17 protein-coding genes are annotated in these 24,385 nt (G+C 42.5%); 12 read left to right on the top strand and 5 right to left on the bottom strand.

Going from position 1 to position 24,385, the window contains the following annotated elements; translation table 11 throughout:
* Positions 1 to 139: 139 nt before the first annotated feature.
* From ACQQ6X_RS12495 to ACQQ6X_RS12480, 4 genes are all read left to right on the top strand, one after another.
* Positions 140 to 718, top strand: a complete 579-nt coding sequence (locus ACQQ6X_RS12495) for a hypothetical protein (RefSeq protein WP_305165583.1) — start codon at positions 140 to 142, stop codon at positions 716 to 718.
* A gap of 261 nt (positions 719 to 979) precedes the next feature.
* The gene (locus ACQQ6X_RS12490; protein ID WP_305165582.1) at positions 980 to 3,205 is read left to right on the top strand and encodes an MrcB family domain-containing protein; all 2,226 of its coding nucleotides are present in this window, start codon (positions 980 to 982) and stop codon (positions 3,203 to 3,205) included.
* Positions 3,177 to 5,588 carry a restriction endonuclease-like protein gene (locus ACQQ6X_RS12485; RefSeq protein ID WP_305165581.1) on the top strand — a complete coding sequence of 804 codons (2,412 nt, stop codon included), beginning with the start codon at positions 3,177 to 3,179 and terminating at the stop codon, positions 5,586 to 5,588. Before ACQQ6X_RS12490 ends, ACQQ6X_RS12485 begins: the two co-directional genes overlap by 29 nt.
* Before the next feature lie 30 nt (positions 5,589 to 5,618).
* Positions 5,619 to 6,701: an endonuclease NucS domain-containing protein gene (locus ACQQ6X_RS12480; RefSeq protein ID WP_305165580.1), complete on the top strand. Its 1,083-nt coding sequence runs from the start codon at positions 5,619 to 5,621 to the stop codon at positions 6,699 to 6,701.
* Between the two features lie 144 nt (positions 6,702 to 6,845).
* Here the strand turns inward: ACQQ6X_RS12480 and ACQQ6X_RS12475 are convergent, their stop codons facing one another.
* Positions 6,846 to 7,787 (bottom strand): helix-turn-helix domain-containing protein, encoded by a 942-nt coding sequence (locus ACQQ6X_RS12475; RefSeq protein ID WP_305165579.1) that lies wholly within the window; start codon positions 7,785 to 7,787, stop codon positions 6,846 to 6,848.
* 251 nt (positions 7,788 to 8,038) lie between these two features.
* Between ACQQ6X_RS12475 and ACQQ6X_RS12470 the strand changes: the two genes are divergently transcribed.
* Both ACQQ6X_RS12470 and gnpA read left to right on the top strand, forming a co-directional pair.
* Positions 8,039 to 9,058, top strand: coding sequence for a glycoside hydrolase family 88/105 protein (locus ACQQ6X_RS12470; protein WP_305165578.1), 1,020 nt, complete (start codon positions 8,039 to 8,041; stop codon positions 9,056 to 9,058).
* A 12-nt stretch (positions 9,059 to 9,070) separates the two neighbouring features.
* Positions 9,071 to 11,245, top strand: a complete 2,175-nt coding sequence (gene gnpA, locus ACQQ6X_RS12465; RefSeq protein WP_305165577.1) for a 1,3-beta-galactosyl-N-acetylhexosamine phosphorylase — start codon at positions 9,071 to 9,073, stop codon at positions 11,243 to 11,245.
* Positions 11,246 to 11,362: 117 nt separating this feature from the next.
* On the opposite strand, the gene ACQQ6X_RS12460 is transcribed toward gnpA, so the two are convergent.
* A complete protein-coding gene (locus ACQQ6X_RS12460) occupies positions 11,363 to 12,301 on the bottom strand; it encodes a helix-turn-helix transcriptional regulator (protein WP_305165576.1) in 939 nt (312 codons plus the stop codon).
* Between the two features lie 123 nt (positions 12,302 to 12,424).
* On the opposite strand from ACQQ6X_RS12460, the gene ACQQ6X_RS12455 reads away from it, so the two are divergent.
* Both ACQQ6X_RS12455 and ACQQ6X_RS12450 read left to right on the top strand, forming a co-directional pair.
* Positions 12,425 to 12,871, top strand: a complete 447-nt coding sequence (locus tag ACQQ6X_RS12455; protein WP_305165575.1) for a VOC family protein — start codon at positions 12,425 to 12,427, stop codon at positions 12,869 to 12,871.
* A 113-nt stretch (positions 12,872 to 12,984) separates the two neighbouring features.
* Positions 12,985 to 14,463, top strand: a complete 1,479-nt coding sequence (locus ACQQ6X_RS12450) for a protein adenylyltransferase SelO (protein WP_305165574.1) — start codon at positions 12,985 to 12,987, stop codon at positions 14,461 to 14,463.
* A 106-nt stretch (positions 14,464 to 14,569) separates the two neighbouring features.
* Here ACQQ6X_RS12450 and ACQQ6X_RS12445 read toward each other — a convergent pair whose 3' ends face one another.
* Positions 14,570 to 15,334 (bottom strand): SDR family oxidoreductase, encoded by a 765-nt coding sequence (locus tag ACQQ6X_RS12445; protein WP_305165573.1) that lies wholly within the window; start codon positions 15,332 to 15,334, stop codon positions 14,570 to 14,572.
* A 483-nt stretch (positions 15,335 to 15,817) separates the two neighbouring features.
* Here ACQQ6X_RS12445 and ACQQ6X_RS12440 point away from each other — a divergent pair, with 483 nt between their 5' ends.
* The gene (locus tag ACQQ6X_RS12440; protein ID WP_305165572.1) at positions 15,818 to 17,200 is read left to right on the top strand and encodes an amino acid permease; all 1,383 of its coding nucleotides are present in this window, start codon (positions 15,818 to 15,820) and stop codon (positions 17,198 to 17,200) included.
* A gap of 576 nt (positions 17,201 to 17,776) precedes the next feature.
* On the opposite strand, the gene ACQQ6X_RS12435 is transcribed toward ACQQ6X_RS12440, so the two are convergent.
* The gene (locus ACQQ6X_RS12435; RefSeq protein ID WP_305165571.1) at positions 17,777 to 18,817 is read right to left on the bottom strand and encodes an NAD(P)-dependent alcohol dehydrogenase; all 1,041 of its coding nucleotides are present in this window, start codon (positions 18,815 to 18,817) and stop codon (positions 17,777 to 17,779) included.
* 236 nt (positions 18,818 to 19,053) lie between these two features.
* Here ACQQ6X_RS12435 and ACQQ6X_RS12430 point away from each other — a divergent pair, with 236 nt between their 5' ends.
* From ACQQ6X_RS12430 to ACQQ6X_RS12420, 3 genes are all read left to right on the top strand, one after another.
* A complete protein-coding gene (locus tag ACQQ6X_RS12430) occupies positions 19,054 to 19,470 on the top strand; it encodes a MerR family transcriptional regulator (protein WP_063212914.1) in 417 nt (138 codons plus the stop codon).
* A gap of 116 nt (positions 19,471 to 19,586) precedes the next feature.
* Complete coding sequence (locus ACQQ6X_RS12425) at positions 19,587 to 20,294, top strand: hypothetical protein (RefSeq protein WP_305165570.1); 708 nt, start codon at positions 19,587 to 19,589, stop codon at positions 20,292 to 20,294.
* A 417-nt stretch (positions 20,295 to 20,711) separates the two neighbouring features.
* A complete protein-coding gene (locus ACQQ6X_RS12420; RefSeq protein WP_305165569.1) occupies positions 20,712 to 23,600 on the top strand; it encodes an S-layer homology domain-containing protein in 2,889 nt (962 codons plus the stop codon).
* Between the two features lie 105 nt (positions 23,601 to 23,705).
* Here ACQQ6X_RS12420 and ACQQ6X_RS12415 read toward each other — a convergent pair whose 3' ends face one another.
* On the bottom strand, positions 23,706 to 24,380 hold the full coding sequence (locus ACQQ6X_RS12415) for an NAD(P)H-dependent oxidoreductase (protein ID WP_305165568.1): 675 nt from the start codon (positions 24,378 to 24,380) through the stop codon (positions 23,706 to 23,708).
* Between the last annotated feature and the right edge of the window lie 5 nt (positions 24,381 to 24,385).

Genomic DNA, 24,385 nt, shown 5'->3' with positions numbered 1-24,385 from the left:
ATAAGATACCAAGGATTCCTTAGAAGGAGTCCTTTTTAAATTTCATCAAAGTTAATGATTTTCAGTCCCTTAAAATGATATTATTTACGCATAGGCTAATAATCCTATCAATTTTAATTTAGTGTGTGGGAGAAAACAAATGAATGCAAATTTCGGAGAAGAATTGGTGTATTGGTATCTTAGATTAAATGGCTTCTTTATTATTAATAATTTTGTTTTACATCAAAATAGTGAGGGAAGGACATCCGACGCAGATTTGTTAGCTGTTCGATTACCATATGTATATGAAGAAACAGGCGGTAGGTTAGAGGATTGGGATCCGTTGTTATTTTCTTACTTCGAGCCAGGGAAAACAATAGGAATTATTTGCGAAGTAAAAACAGGTCTCAACTTTAACACCAATAAAATTTTTCAAGATTATAATGTGAATAAGTCTGTCCAAAGAATTGGATTTACGAGTAACGAGTTAGATTACCAAGAAATTTTTGATAACTCTATGGTTAGTTTTGGAGATTATCAGATAGCCAAGCTGCTAGTAACAAGAAAACTTGATAATCCCAAAAGTGATTGCTTACATATCAAAATGGTTCACATTAGAAGTTTCCTACGGGAAAGGATGCATAAATATATGGACCGGAAGTTGGGAGACCGTATGTTTTTTTCTTCTTCATTACTTCAATATTTAATATGGGATGAAAGTTTAAAAATGAATCGGTGAGATTCAAAAAGTGGTTCTTCTTCCGTTTTAATGATCTTATAGATGGCTACTGCCACGGCTTTGGGGTTGTAGTAACTTCCCAAGATGCTGAATACGAAAGATGTTTCAAAGGATATGCATAAAAGGAACGGTCTTGCTTTTTAGCTGCTTCTTTAATCTGGAATTTAAAGTTTCCCCTATCATGCCGATAAAGAAAGGATAAAGGTGCTTTTTCTCGAATTATGTCTAATATAATTTAATGCACATCCTTGGAGGAACAACATGTTACCCAACGAGTTTCCTAACATTTTCCAAAATAAACAAAAGTCTTATAAGATGGTTCTGATCCTGTCCCTCATCGACGAATATGAAGAGAACCACAATCTAGTATTTCCGCTCAATAAAATTGCTGAGCGTTTTTTGGCTTATTACCGACATCATAGCAGTGCAGAGAATCCAGTGGATGCCCCGCCGCAGAGAGAAGCTTCAAGCTGGAATGATTATACGTTAGCCCAGACGAAGACACTGCTTAAAACACCGATAAATGCGTTATCATCGATACTTGAATTCAACAACGATCAGCAAGCCATTACTTTTAAGTCATCCATTACGAATGAGCTTAATGACAATGTAATTCAGGAATTAAAAGTATATGCGCTAAATGAGTTAGACAGCTACAATAATCAACTGACATCTAACGAGATAGGATCCGCCTTTTCACTGCAAAATACTTTAACTGAAATTTTAAATAGTTACCTACACGCCAAAACACAAACTTTTGCTAATCATCCCTTAGGTGTGCTGTTTCGACAAACTATACCGGAACAACTAAGGAAGCTGCCCTTTATTGATGTTAACTATAAAATCCAAGGCTCTATTGGTCAGGGCAACTGGGCTAACATACCCTGGATTGCTATCATGGATAAGCGAATTACAGGAACAACACAGCAAGGCCAGTATATCGTTTATTTATTTTCAGAGGATATGAGGAATGTTTATCTAACTTTAGCCCAAGGGGTGACCCTTCCTATCAAGGAATGGGGAAGGAAAGAGGCCTACCAATATTTCGAGCAAAAGGTCACCGAAATGCGAGATCAGCTTCCGCTTGAAAGCATGCAAAAGGATGATAACATCTACCTGACAACAAGCGGTTTAGGACGGGATTACCAAGTATCCACGGTTGCTTATGTGCGTTATGATCGGGACTCTATCTCAGATGATGATCAACTATTGGCCGATTTAGAAAATGTAATGAACAACTATAAGCTTTACGTGGACAGCCTGACACAAGAGCCAGTAGAAAAGAATGAGCCTACTTTCGAATATGAGGAGCTAGAGCCATTGGATCCATTAACGGTGTCGCCGCGAATTGAACAAATCAAAGCTTATATCGAGCAAAGAGGATTTCATTATCCAACGGGGCTAATTGAGAACCTGTATTTATCTCTGAAGACTAAACCATTCGTCATTCTAGCTGGAGTATCGGGTACAGGCAAAACGAAGCTTGTTAAGCTGTTTGCTGAGGCACTTGGTGCAATTGGGAGTAACCATCAATTCACGTTGATTCCAGTAAGGCCGGATTGGAGTGATCCGTCTGATCTTTTGGGCTATAAAGATTTATCAGGAGCTTTTCGTCCGGGCCGTTTAGCGGAAGTGTTGGTAGAAGCCTCACAGCCAGAAAACCGACATAAGTCTTATTTTATCTGTCTCGATGAAATGAATTTGGCTAGGGTAGAGTATTATTTTAGTGATTTGCTGAGTATCATCGAAACCCAAGAATGGAATAACAATCGAATTGTGACTTCACCGTTAATTCACCGAGATTTCTTAAGGTCAGAGGATCAGTCGATCTATGGGGACCTATATTTGCCAGATAACGTGTATTTGATTGGAACAGTCAATATGGATGAGACTACGCATCCTTTTAGCAAAAAGGTGTTAGATCGTGCCAATACGATTGAGTTTAACTACATCAATTTACAGCAGTATCCAACCGATTATCGGGCAGAGCAACAAGAAATGATCGTGGCCGATAATCAATTTTTACGCAGTGAGTATTTACAGTTGGTGGACGTGTACCGGGATTATAGTAATTTGGTACATAAAACGACAGAGAAGCTCGTGAAGATCAACCATATCCTAGAAGAGATTCATGCTCAGGTCGGATTTCGGATTAGGGACTCCATTTGTTTTTATATGGTGTATAATCAACGGTTTCAATTACTTACTGAGGATGAAGCATTTGATTTGCAGCTTCTTCAGAAAATACTTCCGCGTGTCCAGGGTAGTAGCTTATCTGTGAAACGGGTGTTACTGCAATTGATGCAAGGAGCGCTCGGGAAGTCTTTAGTAGTAAATGATCTTATTGAAGACGCTTCAAGCCTCTACCAGAAATGGAGCTCCAGTCAAGGAGAAGAAGATGCAAAGCATCCTCAAACTGCTAGAAAAATTGCCTTCATGTTACGGAGGTTGGAGGAAGATGGATTTACCTCATATTGGCTCTCTTAGTCAGAGCGTTGAGCTTCTTCGTGTCGAGACGAATCTGTTTAATTTATATATTCAAGGCAAGCCGTTTCATCCGACGGTGGAGTTTTTGCAGCTTCACCGCACCGAGGAAGGGAAATGGGTGGATACCTCATTGCAGGTGTCTACTCTGTCCGCGCTTCTATCTATTGAAAAGGTATCTGTATTTACTCCTCAATTAGGCGAATTGTCACCATGGCAAACAGGTGATCCAAGCTACCCGATATTTTTCGAGACGCAGTCTTATGAGCTAATTATTGAGAAAAAGCAGGATATAGCGTTAACCTTTCACCATGAGAATGTAAACTTACGTCAAGCGGTTAAGCCTCTCGGTAAAACGATTTTATCCGGTATTCTGAACTTTCAAAATGAAGTCGGACTATCCGATTTGGAGTTAAGATTTAATGGGCAGCCGATTTGTCAGCTTCAGCTCGAGATATTTCCAGCAAAGATGGATTACAAAAATGATTACCAAATGATCCTGAAAGATGTGAACCAGCAGATTTATAATCTATCCTTTGACTTTTTACGAAAAACCTATAATCTGACGGGTCTAAAAGAGACACGTAATCAAAGTCTAACTGAGTTTTTTACCATCCTTCAGCATGTATTCGACCAGCTTGTTCAAGCTGTGGAGCGGATTAAGGCTTCTCCGCATACTAAGCTAGTGAAAGAGGAGCGAATTGTAGGAGCTGCTCGAGCGAAGAGAGTGGGCAAAGAGAACGTTCCTTTTATAACTAAACGTCCCCATCTGTTAGTGTCGGATGAGAGGCTTGGCTTTGTAGCGTTAAACAACCAAGGCTATTACCCAAGTCATGTATTGGAGACGAAACGGCAAATTAGCTACAACACGATGGAGAATCGCTTTGTACGTTGGGTGCTGCTCCGTATTTCGAGCAAGTTGAAGGATATAAAAGCACGATTGATGAAAAAGGGTCGCTTACAAGATCCCTTGCTAGCGAAGCGGTTGGAATTTATGCAAACACAAATAAAGCGTCTATTGAACCTGGATTTTCTAAAGGTTGGCGAAATGAAGCAATTGTCGATCTCTTTAGTGTTACAAATGGCACCGGGGTATCGGGAAGTGTACCGGAATTATTTGATGCTTATGAAGGGCTTGTCCATTCAAAATGACCTCTTCCGTATTTCCATGAAGGACTTAGCACAGCTATATGAATATTGGTGTTTTCTTAAAATCCATGATCTTCTTAGCCGGAAGTATGAGCTTCTCACCCAAGATATGATTAAGGTTGATCGCAGGGGCTTGTTTGTAATCCTGGATAGAACACAGAAGGCCAAGATGGTATATCGAAACCCGGCCAATGGGGAGGTATTCACCCTTTACTACAACACATTACCTAAAGGCGATCATAGCGAAACACTGGGGCAACAGCCGGACAATGTTCTTACACTGAAGAAAAATGAAGCTGCGGTGGAATATAAGTATATTTTTGATGCCAAATATCGCTTGAATCCTGGGTATGAGGGAACGTCGTATTTCAGAAATTACAAGATGCCTGGTCCCGAGGAAGATGACATCAACACGATGCATCGCTATCGGGATGCTATAGTGTACACCGATGTACATAGCCGGGATTTGGAACGAAGCATGTTTGGGGCTTATGTGTTGTTCCCATATCATGATGAGGAACGGTTTCAAGAACATAAATTTTACAAAAGTATTGAGTTAATTAATGTTGGAGCATTTCCCTTTTTACCGAACTCAACAAAGCTGATGGAAGCTTTCTTGGATGAGATTATCATGGATAGTCCTGAGAAAGCCTATGAGCGTTCTACCCGGCCGCGGGGGACGAAGAGTTATTATCAGAACAAAATGAGCGGCAAAAATGTTATGGTTGGTTCGTTGCGGGAAAAGGTGCAGTTAGATTTAGCATTAAAGCACGGATTTTACCATATGCCCTTGGAAAATATCTCTGACCACAAACTATTAACACAGCTAGAATATGTTGCTCTTTATCAATCACGAAGTCAGTTTTTATCCACAGGCGAAACCGGGATTCACTGGTATGGGAAAGTGGTTGACTGGAAGGTAATGCGGCGTAAAGAAATCACTGAACGTCCTTACAGGCGAGGTACGGAAGATAAACTATATGTGAAATTTACGGTGGAGAAATGGATGAAGAGGGACAAGCCGATTGTTTCTGGTGGACGAGGAATTTATACGGTGCTGTATACGTCGAAGTATATGTTTGACCGTGCAGCGGAGATTGCTGAACTCAAATTGGAAACAGAAGAGGACCTGGTGCAGTGGCGCGAGCAGAGACGTTTAGGTACAGTTAAAGTGGATTTGAATCATGAGCAGGTAGACTTGGCTAGTAAGGTGTTGGGGGTCCGACTTAAGGAGTGAGGAAAGCATGCAAACAAGGAGAGAACTGGAATGCCGATCGAACTAGGAATTTGGAAGATTAATGGAGCTGTCGAGAAAATTCACTTTTCTAGTATGGAGACCGAACGTAAGCTCGAAGATGTTATCACCCATGATATTAGCATCATCGATCCTTCGTTATTGTTAATTGGGAGACAGATCAATACAGCCTTTGGTAAATTCATTGATATCCTTGCAATGAACTCGGAAGGGAATCTAGTCATTATCGAATTAAAACGTAATAAAACGCCACGAGAAATAGTTGCACAGACGCTAGACTATGCCTCGTGGGTTCAACAGTTGAACTATACAGATATCATTGAGATCTATAGTGAGAGAAATCCGGGAAAGCAATTGGAACAAGATTTTGTAGAATATTTTCAAACCGACCTACCTGAAACTTTGAACGAACTCCATCAATTGATTATCGTGTCAGCAGAATTGGATCCAGCAACAGAACGAATCATTAACTACTTAACGAACTTCGGTGTCCCGATTAATGCACTCTTTTTTCATTATTTTAAAGACGGAGATAATGAATATCTGGCCAGAAACTGGCTCATTGATCCCAACAAAGTTGAGGTTAAAACATCTAATGTGACGACGAATAAAACAGGAAAGGCTCCATGGAACGGGAAAGATTTTTATATCTCTTTGGGAGACGGTGATTATCGGAACTGGGAGGATTGCAGACGATACGGTTTTATTTCGGCTGGCCAAGGAAAATGGTACAGCAGATCGCTGAATCTTCTGAAGCCAGGTGCCAGGATTTTTGCATGTATTCCTAAGGTGGGGTATGTTGGTGTCGGAATCGTGCAAGAGGAAGTAGTACCCATCAAGGAGTTTCAAGTGATGGTAAATGGAGTAAATATACCACTGCTTGATGCTGATATACATGTAAGAATGGATACAGATGTCGATGACCCCGATTTATGCGAATACGTTGTACGAGTGAAATGGGTCAAGACTGTTTCTAAACAGGAGGCGATCTGGGAGAAAGGGATGTTTGCGAATCAGAATTCTGCCTGTAAATTGAGAAACCAGTTTACGATTGAACGCCTTACGGAGCATTTTCGACTGGAGGAAGAGAACTAATAATAAATATGTCTCTTTCATTAAAAATGAAATTGATTTGGTTATCATTATTCAAGGGTCTTTCCTGGTTGCCGCAATGTCCTACGTCACCCACTATGATATTTGGCTGGAAGTGGACGAGCTGCTGGATTTAGTTTGGCAAAATTAAACCCACCCCGTAAACTCCAGTATGGACGCTTTCGCCGATTGTGCTTCGGATTGCGCCCCTTTACGCCATTCTTTAGGCGGCTTTCCCATAAGCTTGGAGAAGCATCGGTTGAAGCTGGAAATGGAGCGATAACCGACTTGCTCGGAGATCGAAAGAATGGAGTCATCTGTGCTTTTTAGCTGCTTGCAGGCCTCCTCGATTCGGGTACTGTTTAGGAAATCGAGAGGGGACGTTCCCATAATCTCATGAAATTTTCTGCGAAAATGAGTTGTACTTAGATGGCACAGGTCAGCCAAAGAATCAATGGTAACAGGTGTCATATAATTTTTAGTGATGTGCTCCAAAGCCGGAGAAATGGCAAAATCACTTTTCCGGCTATGTACTGTTTCTGCATCTTTCAATGATCCATTTCTGGAGTGAATTCTCAGAAGTTCTATATAAAGGGATAACAATAAGCCGTAGGCGCTCTCCTGATAGTAAGGATTCTGTTGTTGTAATTCCTCTACGATCGAGGTCGCAAGTGTATACACCTTGGGATGCTGCTCCTTGTTTAATATACAGTTCGTTCCCTTCATGACCCACAGGTTTGGCTCAAAGTTTCTGTAAGCGCTTTTAAGAGAATGTTGGAAAAGGTCCTCTGGCGAAAAAAAGATATACGACCAAAGGCTGGCTGTATTTGGCGAACTGTACGTGGTATGAGGAAGATACCTAGGGATAAAAGTCACATCCCCGGCTTTGAAGGGGACTGATTCTCCTTTGATCTCCATGAAGCCGCCGTCCGAATAGCAAATACCAATCTCCAAATGGTTATGAAAATGGAGATGCTCACTTTTAATATCTGAAATTTTCCAGCGTTCACCGCTTAATAGCAAGACAGGAAAGTTGATGGGCAAGCTGTAGTGTCGGTATTCTATAACGGGCTTCTTTTTTCGGGGCATATTCGATACTCCCACAACTTGGATTTGAGTTGAATATAGGTCAACGTAACGTCAAGTTTAGCCAGCAGATATACATCAGAATTTTGCAAAATCCTCACATAAATGATTGGAATTGCGCAGTTTTGTTGCGAATGTGCTTAGATTGAGACTATTTTACTGCGTACAATGGAATAAGTAAAGCGTTTCCAAAACAGTGACGAACCGCTCTCAAGCGCCTTTGGGGGCGTGTGCACTAGGAGAGGGGAATAACGATGCTTCAATTAACTTATGACAAGGAAGAGATATTAAGAGTCATCGACAAAGTCGTCAGAAAAACGATGGCGATGGATTTAACATGGGATTGGCCCTGTGGTGTAGCTTATTACGGTGTTTCCAGGGCTTATACCCAAACAGGAAATAAAGATTACTTGAATATGCTTGTCCAGTGGGCAGATGAATACATCGAGCTGGGTCTGCCACATTGGACGGTAAACACATGTGCTATGGGCCATATGCTGATCACATTGTATGAAGAAACAGGGGACCAAAAATATTGGGATATTGTGATGAGCAAGGTGGATTACATCCAGAATAATGCTCTTCGGTTCGGAAACCGTGTTCTCCAGCATACGGTATCCACTGCTAATGATTTTCCGGAACAGGCATGGGCGGACACGTTGTTTATGGCTGCATTTTTTCTGCTGCGTGTAGGGACCAAATTAAAGAATGAGGAAATGATTCAGGATGCCTTAAATCAATATTACTGGCATATCAAATACCTGCAAGACCCTAGCAGCGGCTTCTGGTACCATGGCTACAATAATATCAATCAGGATCACATGTCCGGCTTTTTCTGGGGAAGAGCGAATGCTTGGGGAGCATATACCATGTCGCAAGTCAAAATTCATTTAAAAGACTGGTATTTGTATCCGCCATGTATGGACGTAGAGTGTTCCCTTCGGGATCAACTGGCGGCACTGAAGGGTGTGCAAACAGAGAACGGCTTGTGGCGAACGGTACTGGATGACGAGGAGTCCTATGAAGAAGTATCTGCATCTTGCGGTATCGCCGCAGCCATGATTAATAACGGCAATCCGCTGCATACCAAATACGTGCAAAAGGCATTGAACGGCATCTTAAACCATATTAGCGAAGACGGGCGGGTACTGGGTGTATCGGGCGGCACAGCGGTTATGAAAGATCGGGAAGGGTATCGCAATATTCCAAAAGACTGGATTCAGGGCTGGGGACAAGGCTTGGCGTTGGCTTTTCTATCCGATATGTTGAATTAGGAGGGATCGAAGTTGTCTAAACAAACAACGGGGGCCTTTACGCTACCGGGGGAAGCTGGTTATGAGGCACTGACCCTGAAATTAGCTGAACGATGGGGTGCTGATGTCATCCGTGACAGTGACGGCACGCAGTTGTCCGATGAGATCATAAACGCCGGGTACGGCATTTATTCAACAATCTGTATCATCAGAGATCATAACGAGTGGGCGTCCCGCAATCTGGATAAGCTGCAACAATGTTTTTTAATGACCCATCCGAAGGTAGCTGTACTGGATTATGTATCCATCTACCTAATGGAAGATTTTTTTACAGAACAATTCAAAGTAAATGATTCCAAAGAGGCGCTTAACTACTGGCAGGTTTTTGACAGAACGACCGGGGAAGAAGTTCCAAGAGAACAATGGAATTATGAAAGGGAATCCGGAAATGTGGTCATTACCGGAATTGCTCCTTGGCATAAATACACGGTAAGCTTTATGGTCTACCGAATCTGGGAAGAGATTTCCATGTACAATCACACCACGAACCATTGGGACAAAGAGCATTTAATGCAGATTGATCCCATGTATACAGAAACGCAACAGTATTTGCTGGATTGGATGGAAGATTGGTGTCTCCAGCATAAGGAGACCACGGTTGTTCGGTTTACCTCCTTATTTTATAATTTCGCCTGGATCTGGGGCAGTAATGAGCGCAATCGCCATCTCTTCTCAGATTGGGGGTCATACGATTTTACGGTAAGTTCAAGAGCGCTGGATCTGTTTGCCAAGAAATATGGGTATTTGATGACTGCGGAGGATTTTGTGAATGGTGGGAAATACCGCGTCACACACATCCCGGCTGAGCAGCGCAAGCTGGACTGGATGGCATTTATCAATGATTTTGTAATCGAGTTTGGTAAGAAATTAGTTGATATTGTGCATAATCACGGCAAGCTGGCCTACGTGTTTTATGATGACAGTTGGGTTGGCGTGGAGCCTTATAATGACCGTTTTCCAGAGTTTGGATTTGACGGGTTGATCAAATGTGTGTTCTCAGGTTATGAAGCGAGACTGTGTTCAGGTGTAAAAGTGAATACGCATGAGATTCGGCTGCATCCATACTTATTTCCGGTTGGCTTAGGCGGGCTTCCCACCTTTATGGAAGGGGGCGACCCCACGCTGGATGCCAAAAAGTATTGGATTAATATCCGGCGCGCCCTGTTGAGAGAACCGATTGATCGGATTGGACTGGGCGGATATTTGCATCTTGTCGAGCCTTACCCGGATTTTTGCGATTACATCGAAAAGATTGCGAATGAATTCAGAGAAATTAAAGAACTACATCATGAAGGAAAACCCTATCACATTAAAACAAAGGTAGCTATTCTGCATAGCTGGGGAAAATTGAGATCGTGGACCTTGTCCGGTCATTTCCACGAAACGTATATGCATGATTTAATTCATATCAATGAAGCTTTATCTGGTTTGCCGATCGAAGTGCAGTTCATTGATTTTGAGGATATCCGTCAGGGAATACTACAGGATTGTGATGTAGTGATCAATGCCGGCTCTGCCGGTTCAGCATGGAGTGGCGGAAAGCACTGGAATGACAACCAGTGTGTGGATTTATTGACCCAATGGGTTTATGAGGGTGGCACCTTTATTGGCATTAACCAGCCTTCGGCGGTTGAAGGTCATGACAGCTTTTTCAGAATGGCACATGTCCTCGGTCTGGATGAGGATACAGGCTCCAGAGTAGCTCATGGAAGATGGACATATAAGGTTAGAGACGAGCATGGTTTGGTGCCTGAAGGGGCAAGTATAACGCCAAAGCATAGCATTTATCTTACTGATGGGTCAGCAGCAGTAGTGGATGAAACAAGTGGTATGATAACACTATCCACTCATGCCTTCGGTAAAGGCAAGGGGATTTACCTTCCTTCTTTCAAATTCAGTTGGGAAAACACAAGATTGCTGCTAAATATAATTCGCTTTGCGGGCAATGAGCTCGATGAGACGAAGTACATTACGGATAACTTATATACAGAGTGTGCTTACTATCCAGAAAGTAAAATACTAGTTGCTATTAATAATAGCGATCAACTTCAAAGAACGACGATTGACACGGAATATGGCAAACAAACCATGGAGTTAGAGCCGTATGACACCATGATCACCCATATCGGCTTAACAAAATCAGTATAGAAATGAAAAATTGAGAAAGCCATAATTCCAATGTCATCGTTAGCAGAGGAAAAGGAGCTCAAGCCTTCTTTTCCCTGCTTAAATGTAAAGAACATCTTGAACAAACTTTCGATGGTCTCATAATCTTTGGTAGTGGGCTAAGAGGTGCGCTACTTTATCTTTAATGAGTTGTTTTAAAGATTCAGGCTTCACAGACCGTACATAATGACCATACCTCATAAAATATTGAGCGATGAATTCCTCTTCTCCAGGATTATAGAATCCCTTAATGACTGTTTTATGACCCTGCTCTATTTTCATAGAGGGATAATGCTCTTTATAAAAAATATCCTTGGCTTGTTCTACAATCTCTACTTCAAAGTCAATGCTCTTCTCAGTTTGATACATCTCTAATGAACGGCTAAGAAGTTCGTCTATAGAAAAATGAGAATTGATGTCCTCTTCTTCTACCAAGGTGATTCGATCACATCTGAAAACCCTATATTTGTTCGTATTTAACTCTATTCCCGTAGCGTACCATTGACCAAACTTAGCGGAAATCTTGAAAAATTGAACATGGTAACTTTTGTTTCGGTTATTTTTTGAATATTGAATCTTACAGTACGTCTCATTAAGAATACTGGTTAGGATTTTGTCTAAATAGCGACTAACATGATGATGTTGATACATTTCGAATTGAAGAACCTTTTTCATTTTATGAATCTGGTTTATTTGTAGTTCAGAAAGGCAGTGTTCAAACTTCTCATGGAGTGTATTAGCACTCAAATGAAAGGGTGTGGATTGATAAGCTTCTAAGGTCAACATGGCAAAGTACAGAGCATATACTTCATCCAGCGTAAAAATAATAGGGGATAGCAATCTTTTTTTTAAGATACCATATCGCCCATGTCGGCCATGTTCTGAATAAATAGGCATGCCTAACTGTTCTAATGAACTAATATCGCGTAAGGCTGTACTTTTTGAAATCTGGTATTTATCCATGAGATCATTTAAATTAAAGTACTCTCGACTATTTAAGTATCTGATTATGTCATTTAATCTCTCGGATTTCTTCATACATAAATCTCCTCATAAAAGGTGTCATGTTTTGATACCTTTATAAATGATAATAAGTTCAAGGTAATAGATCAAGTCTATAAGATATCTACCTAAAAACATGATAAAAAGGAGATTGATCTCATGAGTTCAACACTGGAAGTAGCTATTTTCTTGTCCATGAACGGAACAGCCAAGGAAGCTATAGCTTTTTACAAAAAACATTTTAACGCAGAGGAACGATTCCTCATAACTTATCAAGACATGGCTAAACGTGACAGCTCAATCCAGCTTACTGCTGAAAATAAAGATTATATTTCGCATTCAGTCTTATCCATCGGAAGAACAAAGGTTATGATAGCAGAAGAAACAATGAATCCTAATGAGAAATATACCGTAGGGAATAACACTTCATTATGTATTCAAAGTGCTGACAGAGAAGAAATTGAACATTTTTATCATAGCCTAATAACAGATGAGCGAGTGAAAATCATTGTACCTTTATCTAGCAATGTGTTTAGCCAAGCCTATGGTATTGTAGAAGACCCGTTCGGTATCCAAATACAATTCATGTTTGATCATCGTTTATAATAAAAAAAACAGGCTGAAAGGTACAACAGCATGGTGAAAAGTGGATAATAAATGGATAGAAGTAAAAACTAAAATGGGAAGATCCAAGATACCACAGCAGAAAAGGAGACACTATGACGGAGAAAAAAGAAATAGCAGATAAAATAGGGTGGAACTTTGACAACAGTTATTCTCGTCTGCCGGAATCTATGTTTACGAAGCTCAATCCAAATCCTGTCCGCTCACCAAAGCTGATCATTTTAAATCATCCGTTGGCAGTCTCACTGGGGTTGAACGATACGGCGCTGCAAAAAGGGGATGCCGTAGCGATGTTGGCCGGTAATCAGGTTCCCGAAGGTGCTACGCCTCTTGCTCAAGCTTACGCAGGACATCAATTCGGACACTTTAACATGCTAGGAGACGGCCGTGCTCTGCTGCTCGGCGAGCAGATTACTCCCTCGGGTCAACGGGTTGATATCCAGCTCAAGGGCTCAGGCAGAACGCCGTACTCTCGTCGTGGTGATGGCCGAGCGGCACTTGGGCCGATGCTCCGCGAATACATCATCAGCGAAGCGATGCATGCGTTAGGTATAGCTACCACCCGCAGCCTGGCGGTGGTAACTACGGGTGAGGCGATCATCCGGGAAACTGAGCAGCCCGGCGCCATTCTGACTCGTGTAGCTGCCAGTCATCTTCGCGTCGGCACCTTTCAATATGTCTCAGCATGGGGCACGTCGCAAGACCTCCGTACTCTGGCTGATTACACATTGGAACGACATTACCCAGAAGTTAAAGCCGAAGAAAACCGCTACCTTCGCCTGCTCCAGGAAGTGATCAAGCGTCAGGCAAAGCTGATCGCCCAATGGCAGCTGGTGGGTTTTATTCACGGAGTGATGAACACCGACAATATGACCCTTAGCGGAGAAACCATTGATTATGGTCCTTGCGCCTTTATGGATACCTATAACCCTGAGACGGTGTTCAGCTCCATCGACATACAGGGCCGCTATGCTTATGTTAATCAGCCGCATATCGCTGCATGGAATCTCGCGAGATTGGCAGAGACGCTATTGCCACTGTTGCATGACGACAGAGAGCAGGCTGTCAAACTGGCCGAGGATGCAATTGCAGATTTCGCAAACATGTTTCGCCATCATTGGCTTACGGGAATGCGGGCGAAATTGGGGATCTTTAACGAAGAGCCACAGGATGAACCCCTTGTTGAGGACCTTCTTGTAATCATGCAGAAGCATCGTGCGGACTACACCAATACCTTCCGTGCTCTAACTTTAAACAAGCTGGAGGATGCGTCTTTGTTCAGCACTGCAGATTTTACCCAGTGGCACGAGCAGTGGCAAGCGAGGCTGGACAGACAGCAGGAATCCGAGGCCGCCTCCCAGCAGCTGATGCGCAGCAGCAATCCTGCAATCATCCCGCGCAATCATCGGGTAGAAGAAGCGCTGGAAGCTGCTGTGGAACGGGAAGATTACCGTGTGATGGAGCAGCTTCTTGAAGTTCTTTCGGATCCGTATGCTTATTCTACCGAGCAGGAAATTTACTCTACATTGCCTGAGGAATCCAGCTGTCCTTACCGGACTTTTTGTGGTACCTGATCTGTAGTAGTCATGTTGAACAACTTGATGATAACTTATTTCATGCGTTGGTGGAGAAGGTCGCCTTTCTCTCACCAACGCAATTTGTTTTTATTTTGAACCTTATTTATAGATGAGATCCGCCACTTGCATCAATCATTTGACCAGTGACCCAACGGCTGTCCGATGAGGCAAGAAAGGCAGCTATATCTGCAACATCCTCAGGCTCGCCCCAGCGTTTGAAGATTGAAAGGCCAGCGGCAAATTTCTGCCCTTTGGGATCTTGCAGTGTCCCGCTATTCATTTCTGTGTTGATAATGCCAGGTTGGATGGTATTGACTGTAATATTACGGCTTCCAAGTTGATGAGCCAACATGTGCGTAAGTGTGTCGATTGCCCCCTTTGACATGCTATATGCAAAAACGCTAGGGGAAGCCACACGTGTAACAAATGAGGAGAGATTGATAATGCGGCCTCCATCGTTTAGACGCGGCAAAGCTTGCTGGGTAACAAAAAGAGGTGCTTTGACATTCATGTTCATGACTTCGTCAAAAGATTCTTCTGTTGTCTCTTCTAGGGAGACAATTTGACCGATTCCAGCGTTATTGACGAGAATATCAAACCGATTATCGCCTGTACGTTCCCGAAGCGCTTCATCCAATTTCGCATATAAATCATGAATGCCGTTCAGGGCACTGAAGTCAGCACCGATCGTAAATGCAGCTCCTCCAATTTGTTCAATGTTATGCACCACCTCATCCGCTTCTTTACGCCTTTTTCCGTAGTGTACTGCGACAATGGCACCCTCTTCAGCCAGACGTAATGCAATTCCGCGACCGATTCCCCGACTTGCACCAGTTACTAAAGCGATTTTACCTTTTAACATACTCATGTCTTCATCTCCTTGTTTGGAATTCATGACTAGTTATAGCACAAGGGTATGTTTGAAATATTGCTCTTTCATTCGAAGCTCATGATTTCCACCATAGGAATACAAGTTTTAAATAAAATATCGTGATATTTATCATTGAAAAAACATGCATCTTCAACACTCTAATGCATTACATTAAATTGACCAATGTTCAGAAAAATGAAACTCCTTCCTTTCCATTTCATGTATAAAAATGTCTGCTAATTAGCAGTTGTATTTAGACGTTTTTTGTCATACAATGCATCTAATGCTACGGACTCGGTCTTAGAAACAGTAAGGTTTGGACGGTAAATAGGACGTGGTTTACTTTGTATATTTATGAATCGTGGAACTACTGTGTAGTCGTTCGATCAACCACGTCAGTCTGAAAATTAATAATGTTTGGAGGCAGTTTTCCGGATCATTAGCATTTGATGACGAACATATACGAAGGGGAGCGTTCTTTTGGAATCGAAACAATTAACGAGAGGGCTGAAGCCACGGCACGTTGAGTTGATTGCGCTTGGAGGCACGATTGGCGTCGGCTTGTTTATGGGATCGGCAAGTACGATAAAATGGGCAGGACCTTCGGTGCTGTTGGCTTATCTCTTAGCCGGGATTATTATGTTTTTTGTCATGCGGATCATGGGGGAAATGTTGATTCTTGAACCGGTGACGGGCTCATTTGCGACCTTTGCTCATAAATACATCAGCCCTTTGGCCGGTTTCTTGACTACTTGGTGCTATTGGTTCTTATGGGTAACGGTAGGAATGGCGGAAGTCACTGCGATAGGGGTATATGTGGGCTACTGGTTCCCAGATATCCCGCAATGGTTGCCAGCTTTGGCAGGTGTAATTATTATTGCGCTGGCTAATTTGGCGGCTGTGAAATTTTATGGAGAATTTGAGTTTTGGTTTGCGATGATTAAGATTATCGCTATTATCTTTATGCTAGTGGTAGGTACAGGGATGATCTTCTTTGGCCTCGGCAACGGCGGACAACCGATAGGACTATCCAATCTAGTCAGCCATGGTGGTTTTTTTGCAGGCGGGCTAAAAGGGTTTCTATTTGCACTATGTATTGTAACGGCGGCCTACCAGGGGATCGAGATGATAGGTATTACGGCGGGTGAAGCTGAGAATCCGAAAATGACCCTGCGAAAAGCCATTAAAAACATCATCTGGCGTATTCTGATTTTTTACGTTGGTGCGATCTTCGTCATTGTCACGCTTTATCCTTGGAACCAAATTGGCGAGATCGGCAGCCCGTTTGTACTGACTTTTGCCAAGGTGGGCATTGTGGCTGCTGCGGGTATTATCAACTTTGTTGTACTTACAGCTGCAATGTCAGGTTGCAACAGTGGTATTTATAGTGCAGGCAGAATGTTATATACATTGGCCAAGAACGGACAAGCTCCTAAGTTCTTAGGGAAAGTCTCCGCAAGCGGTGTCCCTAGAAATAGTATTATAACAACGATTTCCTTGCTGCTGGTAGGAGTACTATTTAACTACTTAATGCCTGATTCCAAACTGTTTCTGTACATTTACAGCGCCAGTGTTCTCCCGGGTATGGTACCGTGGTTTGCATTAGCCATCAGTCAATTTAAATTCCGGAAAAAGTGGAAGAACGAAATGGAAGGCCACAACTTTAAATCTCGTTTTTTCCCGATCAGTAATTACATTACTATTATCTTTTTGTTGCTGGTGATTGTTGGAATGTGGTTTAACCCGGATACACGCTTGCCATTGATTGTTGGGGCAATATTCATGGCGATCGTCATTGCCGGATACTTTATCTTTGGTATAGGAAAGCGGCAGAGAATTGAAGAATTAGAGAAAACCGAATAGGCTGCTGATAATGTAGTATTTGCCGAGCGTAATTCAGATTACCTGAGTAGCGCTCGGCTTTCTTTGTATATGGAGAGGAATGAACTATGAAAGACTGCGAGTGGGGGAAGAAAGTGTGTAGTTAATCTGTTCGGACTATAAGTGCAAATATAAATACAAAAAAAGTGAGAAGGGAAACGGAGAAGTTCATTATGGCCATACTCTTGCGATTAGCTTTAAATTCTGAGATGCCAGACAATAAAAACACAAGTCCTAAAAAAAATTGTGCGATGGTGTAGGCGTGCTTGTAAGTATCTGGATATGCGAGGGATAAAAGAGACGAGACCATAACAACTACAGCAAATATTAAAGTGAGAATTCGGTAGATATCCATTTTCTTGAACATAGATAAGCCCCCTTCCTTTATATACCTATTGTATTATATTCCAAGGGTGAAATCTTTGGATTTCGAATAAATACAAAAGAGGAAATGGAATCTGGCACCTTTTTTTGCAAAAGAAATGCGAAGATGCCCCAAGCCATGCTTGGGACACCTTCAAAAATAATCACTTTTACAACATTATTGATTTACATACCTCACATGGTGCTAATATCGATCACGAATCTATACTTCACATCAGAAGCTAATACGCGTTTGTAGGCTTCGTCAATCTGATCGGCCGATATCACTTCAATTTTAGGAACAATATTGTGTTTTGCACAGAAATCCAACATTTCCTGTGTCTCACGAATGCCTCCAATCATTGTGCCTGCAAATGAACGGCGATGTCCGATAAGGGACATCACATTTAGTGACATCGGCTCCCCAGGGGCACCGACGTTCACCAAAGTTCCATCAAGATTAAGCAGTGCAAAATAAGCGTCCAGATTGATGTTGGCACTAACCGTGTTAATAATCAAATCAAAGTGCCCAGCCAGTTTTTCAAATGTTTCTGGCTCGCTTGTGGCATAATAGTGGTCTGCGCCAAATTGCAAGCCGTCCTCTTTTTTCTTTAATGTTTGTGATAAAACGGTTACCTCAGCACCCATAGCATGTGCAATCTTGATAGCCATATGGCCAAGGCCTCCCATGCCCACAACGGCCACTTTCTTATCTGGACCAGCTTCCCAGTGATTTAACGGTGAATATGTCGTAATACCTGCACAAAGTAACGGAGCAGCCACGTCAAGCCCTATGTTATCTGGAATTTTGACTACAAAATCCTCAGTTACGACAATATGGGTAGAATATCCGCCCTGTGTAGGCTCGCCGTATTTGTCAACACCAGCGTAGGTAGGAACATTTCCTTTAAGGCAGTATTGTTCCTCTCCTTTACGACAGTTCTCACATTCGCCACAGGAATCGACCATACAGCCAACTCCTACCCGATCACCAACGCTGTACTTTGTAACTTCAGATCCTACATCCGTAACAATCCCTGCAACTTCATGTCCAGGTACGAGAGGGTAGTTCACTGGTCCCCATTCGCCGTGAGCTGTGTGGATGTCAGAATGGCATATGCCAGCAAATTTAATTTCAATCAGAATATCATGCGAATCAAGATCCCGCCGTGTAATTTCAGCCGCTCGAAATGGCTGGTCTGGGCCGTCAACAGCTCGTGCTTTAGCAGTTATCATAAATTGCCTCCTAATTATTATATTTTTCAAGAGAATGCAGTGGTTCTCCGTCATGTTTTTTTCTCTTGTAAATCCATGTTAATCCTTATAGTTAACTCTAAGTCAAGCGACTACTTTATACTCCTTTTGAAAATTCCTGCTAGGGGACTGTGACACTTAGCAAATAACTTGATAAAATCCCTTTTATATCTTAGAGTTAACTCGAAGTCTACGTAATTAAGAATAGGAGATGCATGATGAAGACATATTCGATCAGCGAAGTTGCTAAAGAATTGAATCTTACAGCATATACCTTGCGTTACTACGACAAGGAGGGACTAATGCCTTTTGTAGAACGGACATCTAGCGGAACAAGATTATTTAAAGAATCCGATATTGACGCTCTAAAAATAATTGAATGTCTAAAATCGACCGGAATGCCGATCAAAGAAATTAAAAATTTCATTGATTGGTGCTCTGATGGGGATGCCACACTACAACAAAGATATGACATGTTTTTGGAACGAAAGGCTACTGTAGAAGCACAAATGGAAGAACTAAAAAAAACAATGGAAGTTATTGAACATAAATGCTTATATTACAAAACGGCATTGGATGCCGGAACGGAAAATATCCATAAAGACAATAATATAAGTAGTCACATGACTAACTAACCGAAAAGACATAATTTATCCACACTTCCTTCTAATATTTTACTGTTAATAGAATTATTGAAAAGCTATAATTCTAATGATAATTTAAGTGTATTTGGAGAAAAGAGGTTGTGGGTATGATGTTGAAAAAATGGCCAGCAGTATTCATGCTAGGTATTATCATGCTGGTATCTGTAGGCTGGAACAGTGGAATATCTTATGCAAAATATTATTACGAATACTCTTGGGATCAGTACAAGGGGACTGAAATCAAGACCTACAGGCTGACCCCAGTAGCAGGAAGAGCTGGATTTATGGATCAGGAAAAGGCCTTCGCTGCAATTAGCAAAACCCCGAATGTGTATGGAATGTTCAGTGGCTACCGAACAGAGAAAACAACCGAATTTGCAACCAAGAGTGTAACAGATGAGGTTTATAAATATGCGGTTGTTGATTTTAATAGCAACAAGGAGCCAGAAACTGTAGAATACGTTAATCCAAAGGACGGAATTTCTCATACATGGAACGGAACTGATGAGATTCGAGTTTTTATGAGAGGATCTGAGGCAGCTTCTTTGGCTGAGTTATTTTATGAGGGAACTCCAAGTGAAGGACGCTATCATTTTAAGGCTGACGATGTCTACTTAGTTACATTCTGGTCCAGCGCAGCACAACCAATCACTGGCATGTCTGCTGAAGCACTAGTTGAGGAAGGCCCCTCTACACTTATAAACCGAGTGTGGGTAGCCCAAATAAAAGACAAAGATCCGGCCGCTTATCCGCAAAATGGAACGCTAAAGGGCTACTTTTATATTTATAAGGGCTCTGAGCTTAAAAAGGATTAACGAGCAGACCGAATGTAATACGTGCATCTTACACTAAAAAAGAGATAACATTTTGTACTCAGGCAAATGCCGATACAGGTGTCATCTCTTTTTTTGTTTCTACACATGAAAAAAATGATAACCCCAAAAGATATAAGTATTTAATTTCCAATGAAAACCATTGTTTAGTGATAGGGAATTACGGCTTAAAAAAACAGAATGAATGAGCAGGGAAACATATTACTAAAGTCACTTTTTTTGCTGGCTTTATTCAATCCTAGGGGGATTATTCCGATAAACCAAGTATATACAGTTTGGTGTTAACAGTAATGAAAAATCGTTTGAAAACAAAAGAGATTTATTTTCAAAGTTGATATGAAGGTACAGGTGAAAGTGGCCCAGTGTCATCTCGTAAAGGAGGTGTAATAATCTCAAATAATGAACTGTGAAAAAAGGTTGAAACAAATTAGGCATTACATGGCTGGTTTACTGGCTGTCTGGTTGTTCTGTATACATAGTGCGCCTGTTTTTGCGGACAGAGCCTTTAACGATATCGAACATTCCTATGGAGCTGATGCGATTGAGACCATGGCTGCTCAAGGTTATGTTACGGGTTATCAGGATGGGAGCTTTCGACCTTTACAATTGATCTCCCGGCAGGAATGGGCAAGCATTTTTGCTAAAACCTTAAAACGAACATCGAATAACAGCGGCGCAACTTCTTTTCGGGATGTGTCACCCTGGGCTTTGCCTTATGTGCAGACCCTACAGGAAGAGAAGATTACGAAAGGAATTAGTGATCAATTATTCGGTGCCAAACACAATATGACTCGTCAGGATATGGCTGTATGGTATGCCCGGTATTTTGGTGTTACTGAAGATCCCCTACATGCTGGTATATCCAGTTTTGTGGATCAATCTGATGTATCGGATTATGCACAAACGAGTGTATGGCTGATGGAACGGTTGGAACTGATCCAGGGGGATACAAATCATTATTTCCATCCTAAAGAGCCTGTGAGTCGGCAGGACGCCACGCTGGTTGCCTATCGGATATGGTTAGGCGGTGACGGACTGAGAGAACGTGCCAAGCGCTTACTGGAGTCATCAGGAACTGGGTCTGCAACTATGCCTCAGACGACCAGCCAACAAGAATCGAAGAAGATTGCGGTCGACTTGACACCGGAAATTAGGCAACAACCTGTGAATTCGGACATTGAGGAGCCTAAAAGGCATCGCCCAAGACCTGATTCACCAGTCTCCCCGGTGACACCAATAGAGCCGAAACCGGACCCGCCAGTGACACCACCGGACCCGAAGCCGGACCCGCCAGTCAAACCGCCGGTGCCTAATCCCAAACCACCAATAATTCCAGTAGATCCACCGGATCATTCTTCGGATTTTCGGGTAGATGAGGTGGTAATCAAGGCACAAGAGCTGGCAAATCAGCCGGAAACGTACCCTTCGTATCAGCTATCCTTTCAGCTCTACCATGAAGGGCGACCAGTAAGCATTCCTGCTGCCAGTGTCACGAGTGTCACGTACACATTTAGTGATGAGTTAGGTGTGTTTGATATACAAGGGAAAATCGCACATCCCGAAAATATTCCGGCTGCAGACAGCTTCATTCCGGTAGAGATGAAGGTCACCATTGCCAAACCTTATCGGGTGCTTACAGCTCATACCAAGCTGATCGTGAAGGGGAAGACTCCGCCAGCAGAACCACCGAACGTAATCAGGTCCGTATACTTGGCTACGTATACTATTTCAGAGGCGGCTACTTTAGATCCTGCTGCTTGGAAAATGTCTTACGTATTTCATAATGCTAAAGGAGAGGTTATAGCTCCTGAAATGCTGCCGTCCGACTTGATACTTCGGGTAGAGGATTCCAGAGGAATATTTGACGAGGATGGAAAGATTGCCAATCTGCATTTGATTCCAGCAGTGAACTCGGTCATTCCATTAAAAATTGTGGTTGAGTCACCATCCCAGGGGATTCACTTCACATCCGATGCGGAATTAAGGGTAGGACCCGGAGAACGCAAAAAGCAATACTTTGCTGTCTCCATCATGCTACAGGGAAGCGTGACTACCGTAGACCAAATCAAGCAATCTCGTCAATTGCTGATGGATCACTTTGGTCCCAACATCAAAGTGACGTGGGCGATGGAAAACAGATTTGTTTTTGTAGAATCGAACCGACCACAGCTTAAACAGGTTCTGGATTACGTCGATCAGTATGGAGATGAAGTCGGGATACTGGCGGGGTCACCGAACCTGGACGCACCCGAGCTTCCAGTTTGGAAAGCAAAAATGGATGAGTGGCTGTATATGTACCGTTACAATGCATTCAATGAGCTACATCAATCTGGTTCGATGGGATCACCATCCGTGTTTGAAAGCATGGATACAGACCCATATCGGAAGTACCTCCCGAAATCATTGACCAGCTTTACGGTGAATCCTGAACAGACTCAATGGTTGAAAGATCACTATCGAATTACATCCGCGATGGGCTGGTCGGCTACACAATATAATGTCAACGGCATGTATGGTGAGGGCTCACCTTTGATGCCTTACTGGTCCCATAAGGACAATCCGATTGTTCCCGCACAGGGAATTGCCGATAATAGCGGTACTGTATTTATGAACTCGGTTACGATTGATCCGATTGGATCACGCTATACCAAAGATTCCTCCCGCTGGACTCTTCATCCGGGTGACCCCTATGTGACGGAGACAGATGCGGCACCACAACTGTATATAGTACAGCAATATTTGGATAACCCTTATCAACGTATAAATACGGTAAACTACTTGTCCATTATTTTGGACATTAATGCACTTGCCAACACCCATAACATGGGTCCAATATGGGAGAACTTTGTGAATCATTTCCCGCTTGATCGCAACGTCGAGATAGTGGGTGTGGACGGGCTGAAACAGGTTTATGAATCGGTAGCAGGATCGAATAATGATCATACGGAGTTTACGCTCATGTTTAGAGGCTCAGGTATTAAGACGGCTATGGATTCCAATAATTCACCAGCGAATCTGCGCTATTTGTGGACCGAAAACGCCTCACAGCGGATTATTTTATCCAAAGAGGACGGAGATGCGGCATGGTCCATTATTGACTTTACCGATTATACCCGAAAACCGGTTCCGAGGCTGGCCTACAACCTGGATGGTCACACGGATGTAAGTTATGTTACCGGAAGGAACTTCAAGCTATGTCCAACGGCTCCTTTAACATCAGATGAAATTGAGCGCGTAAAATCTCGTTTGAAGGACATCTATTTCGTGGAAAAAGTGAACTATCAGTAAGTGTATGAAGTGACAAAACTTGTAGGAACTGAGTTTTATAAAAAGAGGGCGCCCCATAGCCGTAGAAATGGCTTAGGACGCCCTCTTTGTTTTAGAGAAAAGGTTTTATACCCACTCTACAATCTGATCTACAGGTCGACGAGTTTTGTCGCGCGGCTCGTTCAGGCGGTATCCAAAAGCAACCATGCAAGAAATACCGAAATGCTCAGCATCCATAATGCCTTCTTCGGAGAGGATACGTTCAATTTCTTGCTTACTAAAACCTTCGATCGGGCAGGAATCAATGCCGATTTGAGCTGCGGCAGTCATCATATTGCCCAGTGCGATATAGGTTTGTCGGCAGGCCCACTCGAACATAGCTCTTTCATTTTCCTCGAGCGCAAAATCTGATTTCAGGAAGGCATCATATACCTTCTCTTTGCCTTGCATCACTTCAGCAGGTAATTGCTGCACGTTTTCCATCATATTCTTGATATAATCGGATGAAGCTACCATATCTTTAGGTAATCTGGAGAGAATAAGCACAAAATGGCTTGCTGTTGGCAGCTGTTTTGTGGCCCCCCAGGAATAGGGCAGCAGCTTCTCACGCATTTCTTTACTTTGGACGACAACAAACTTCCAGGGTTCAAAGCCAAACGAGCTTGGGGATAAACGACCGGTTTCAAGAATAAACTCAAAATCGGAATCGCTAATTTTCTTATGACTATCAAATTCCTTTGTAGCATGTCTGAACTTGTATGCAGCTAAGATTTGATCTTTAGTGGTTGTTAAGGTTTCCATCGTGA

Source organism: Paenibacillus ottowii (assembly GCF_050516475.1).
In the GTDB taxonomy this organism is placed as follows: Bacteria; Bacillota; Bacilli; order Paenibacillales; family Paenibacillaceae; genus Paenibacillus; species Paenibacillus ottowii.
Note: the sequence above shows the minus strand (reverse complement) of the source record. Positions and strands in the feature narration are given on the sequence as shown.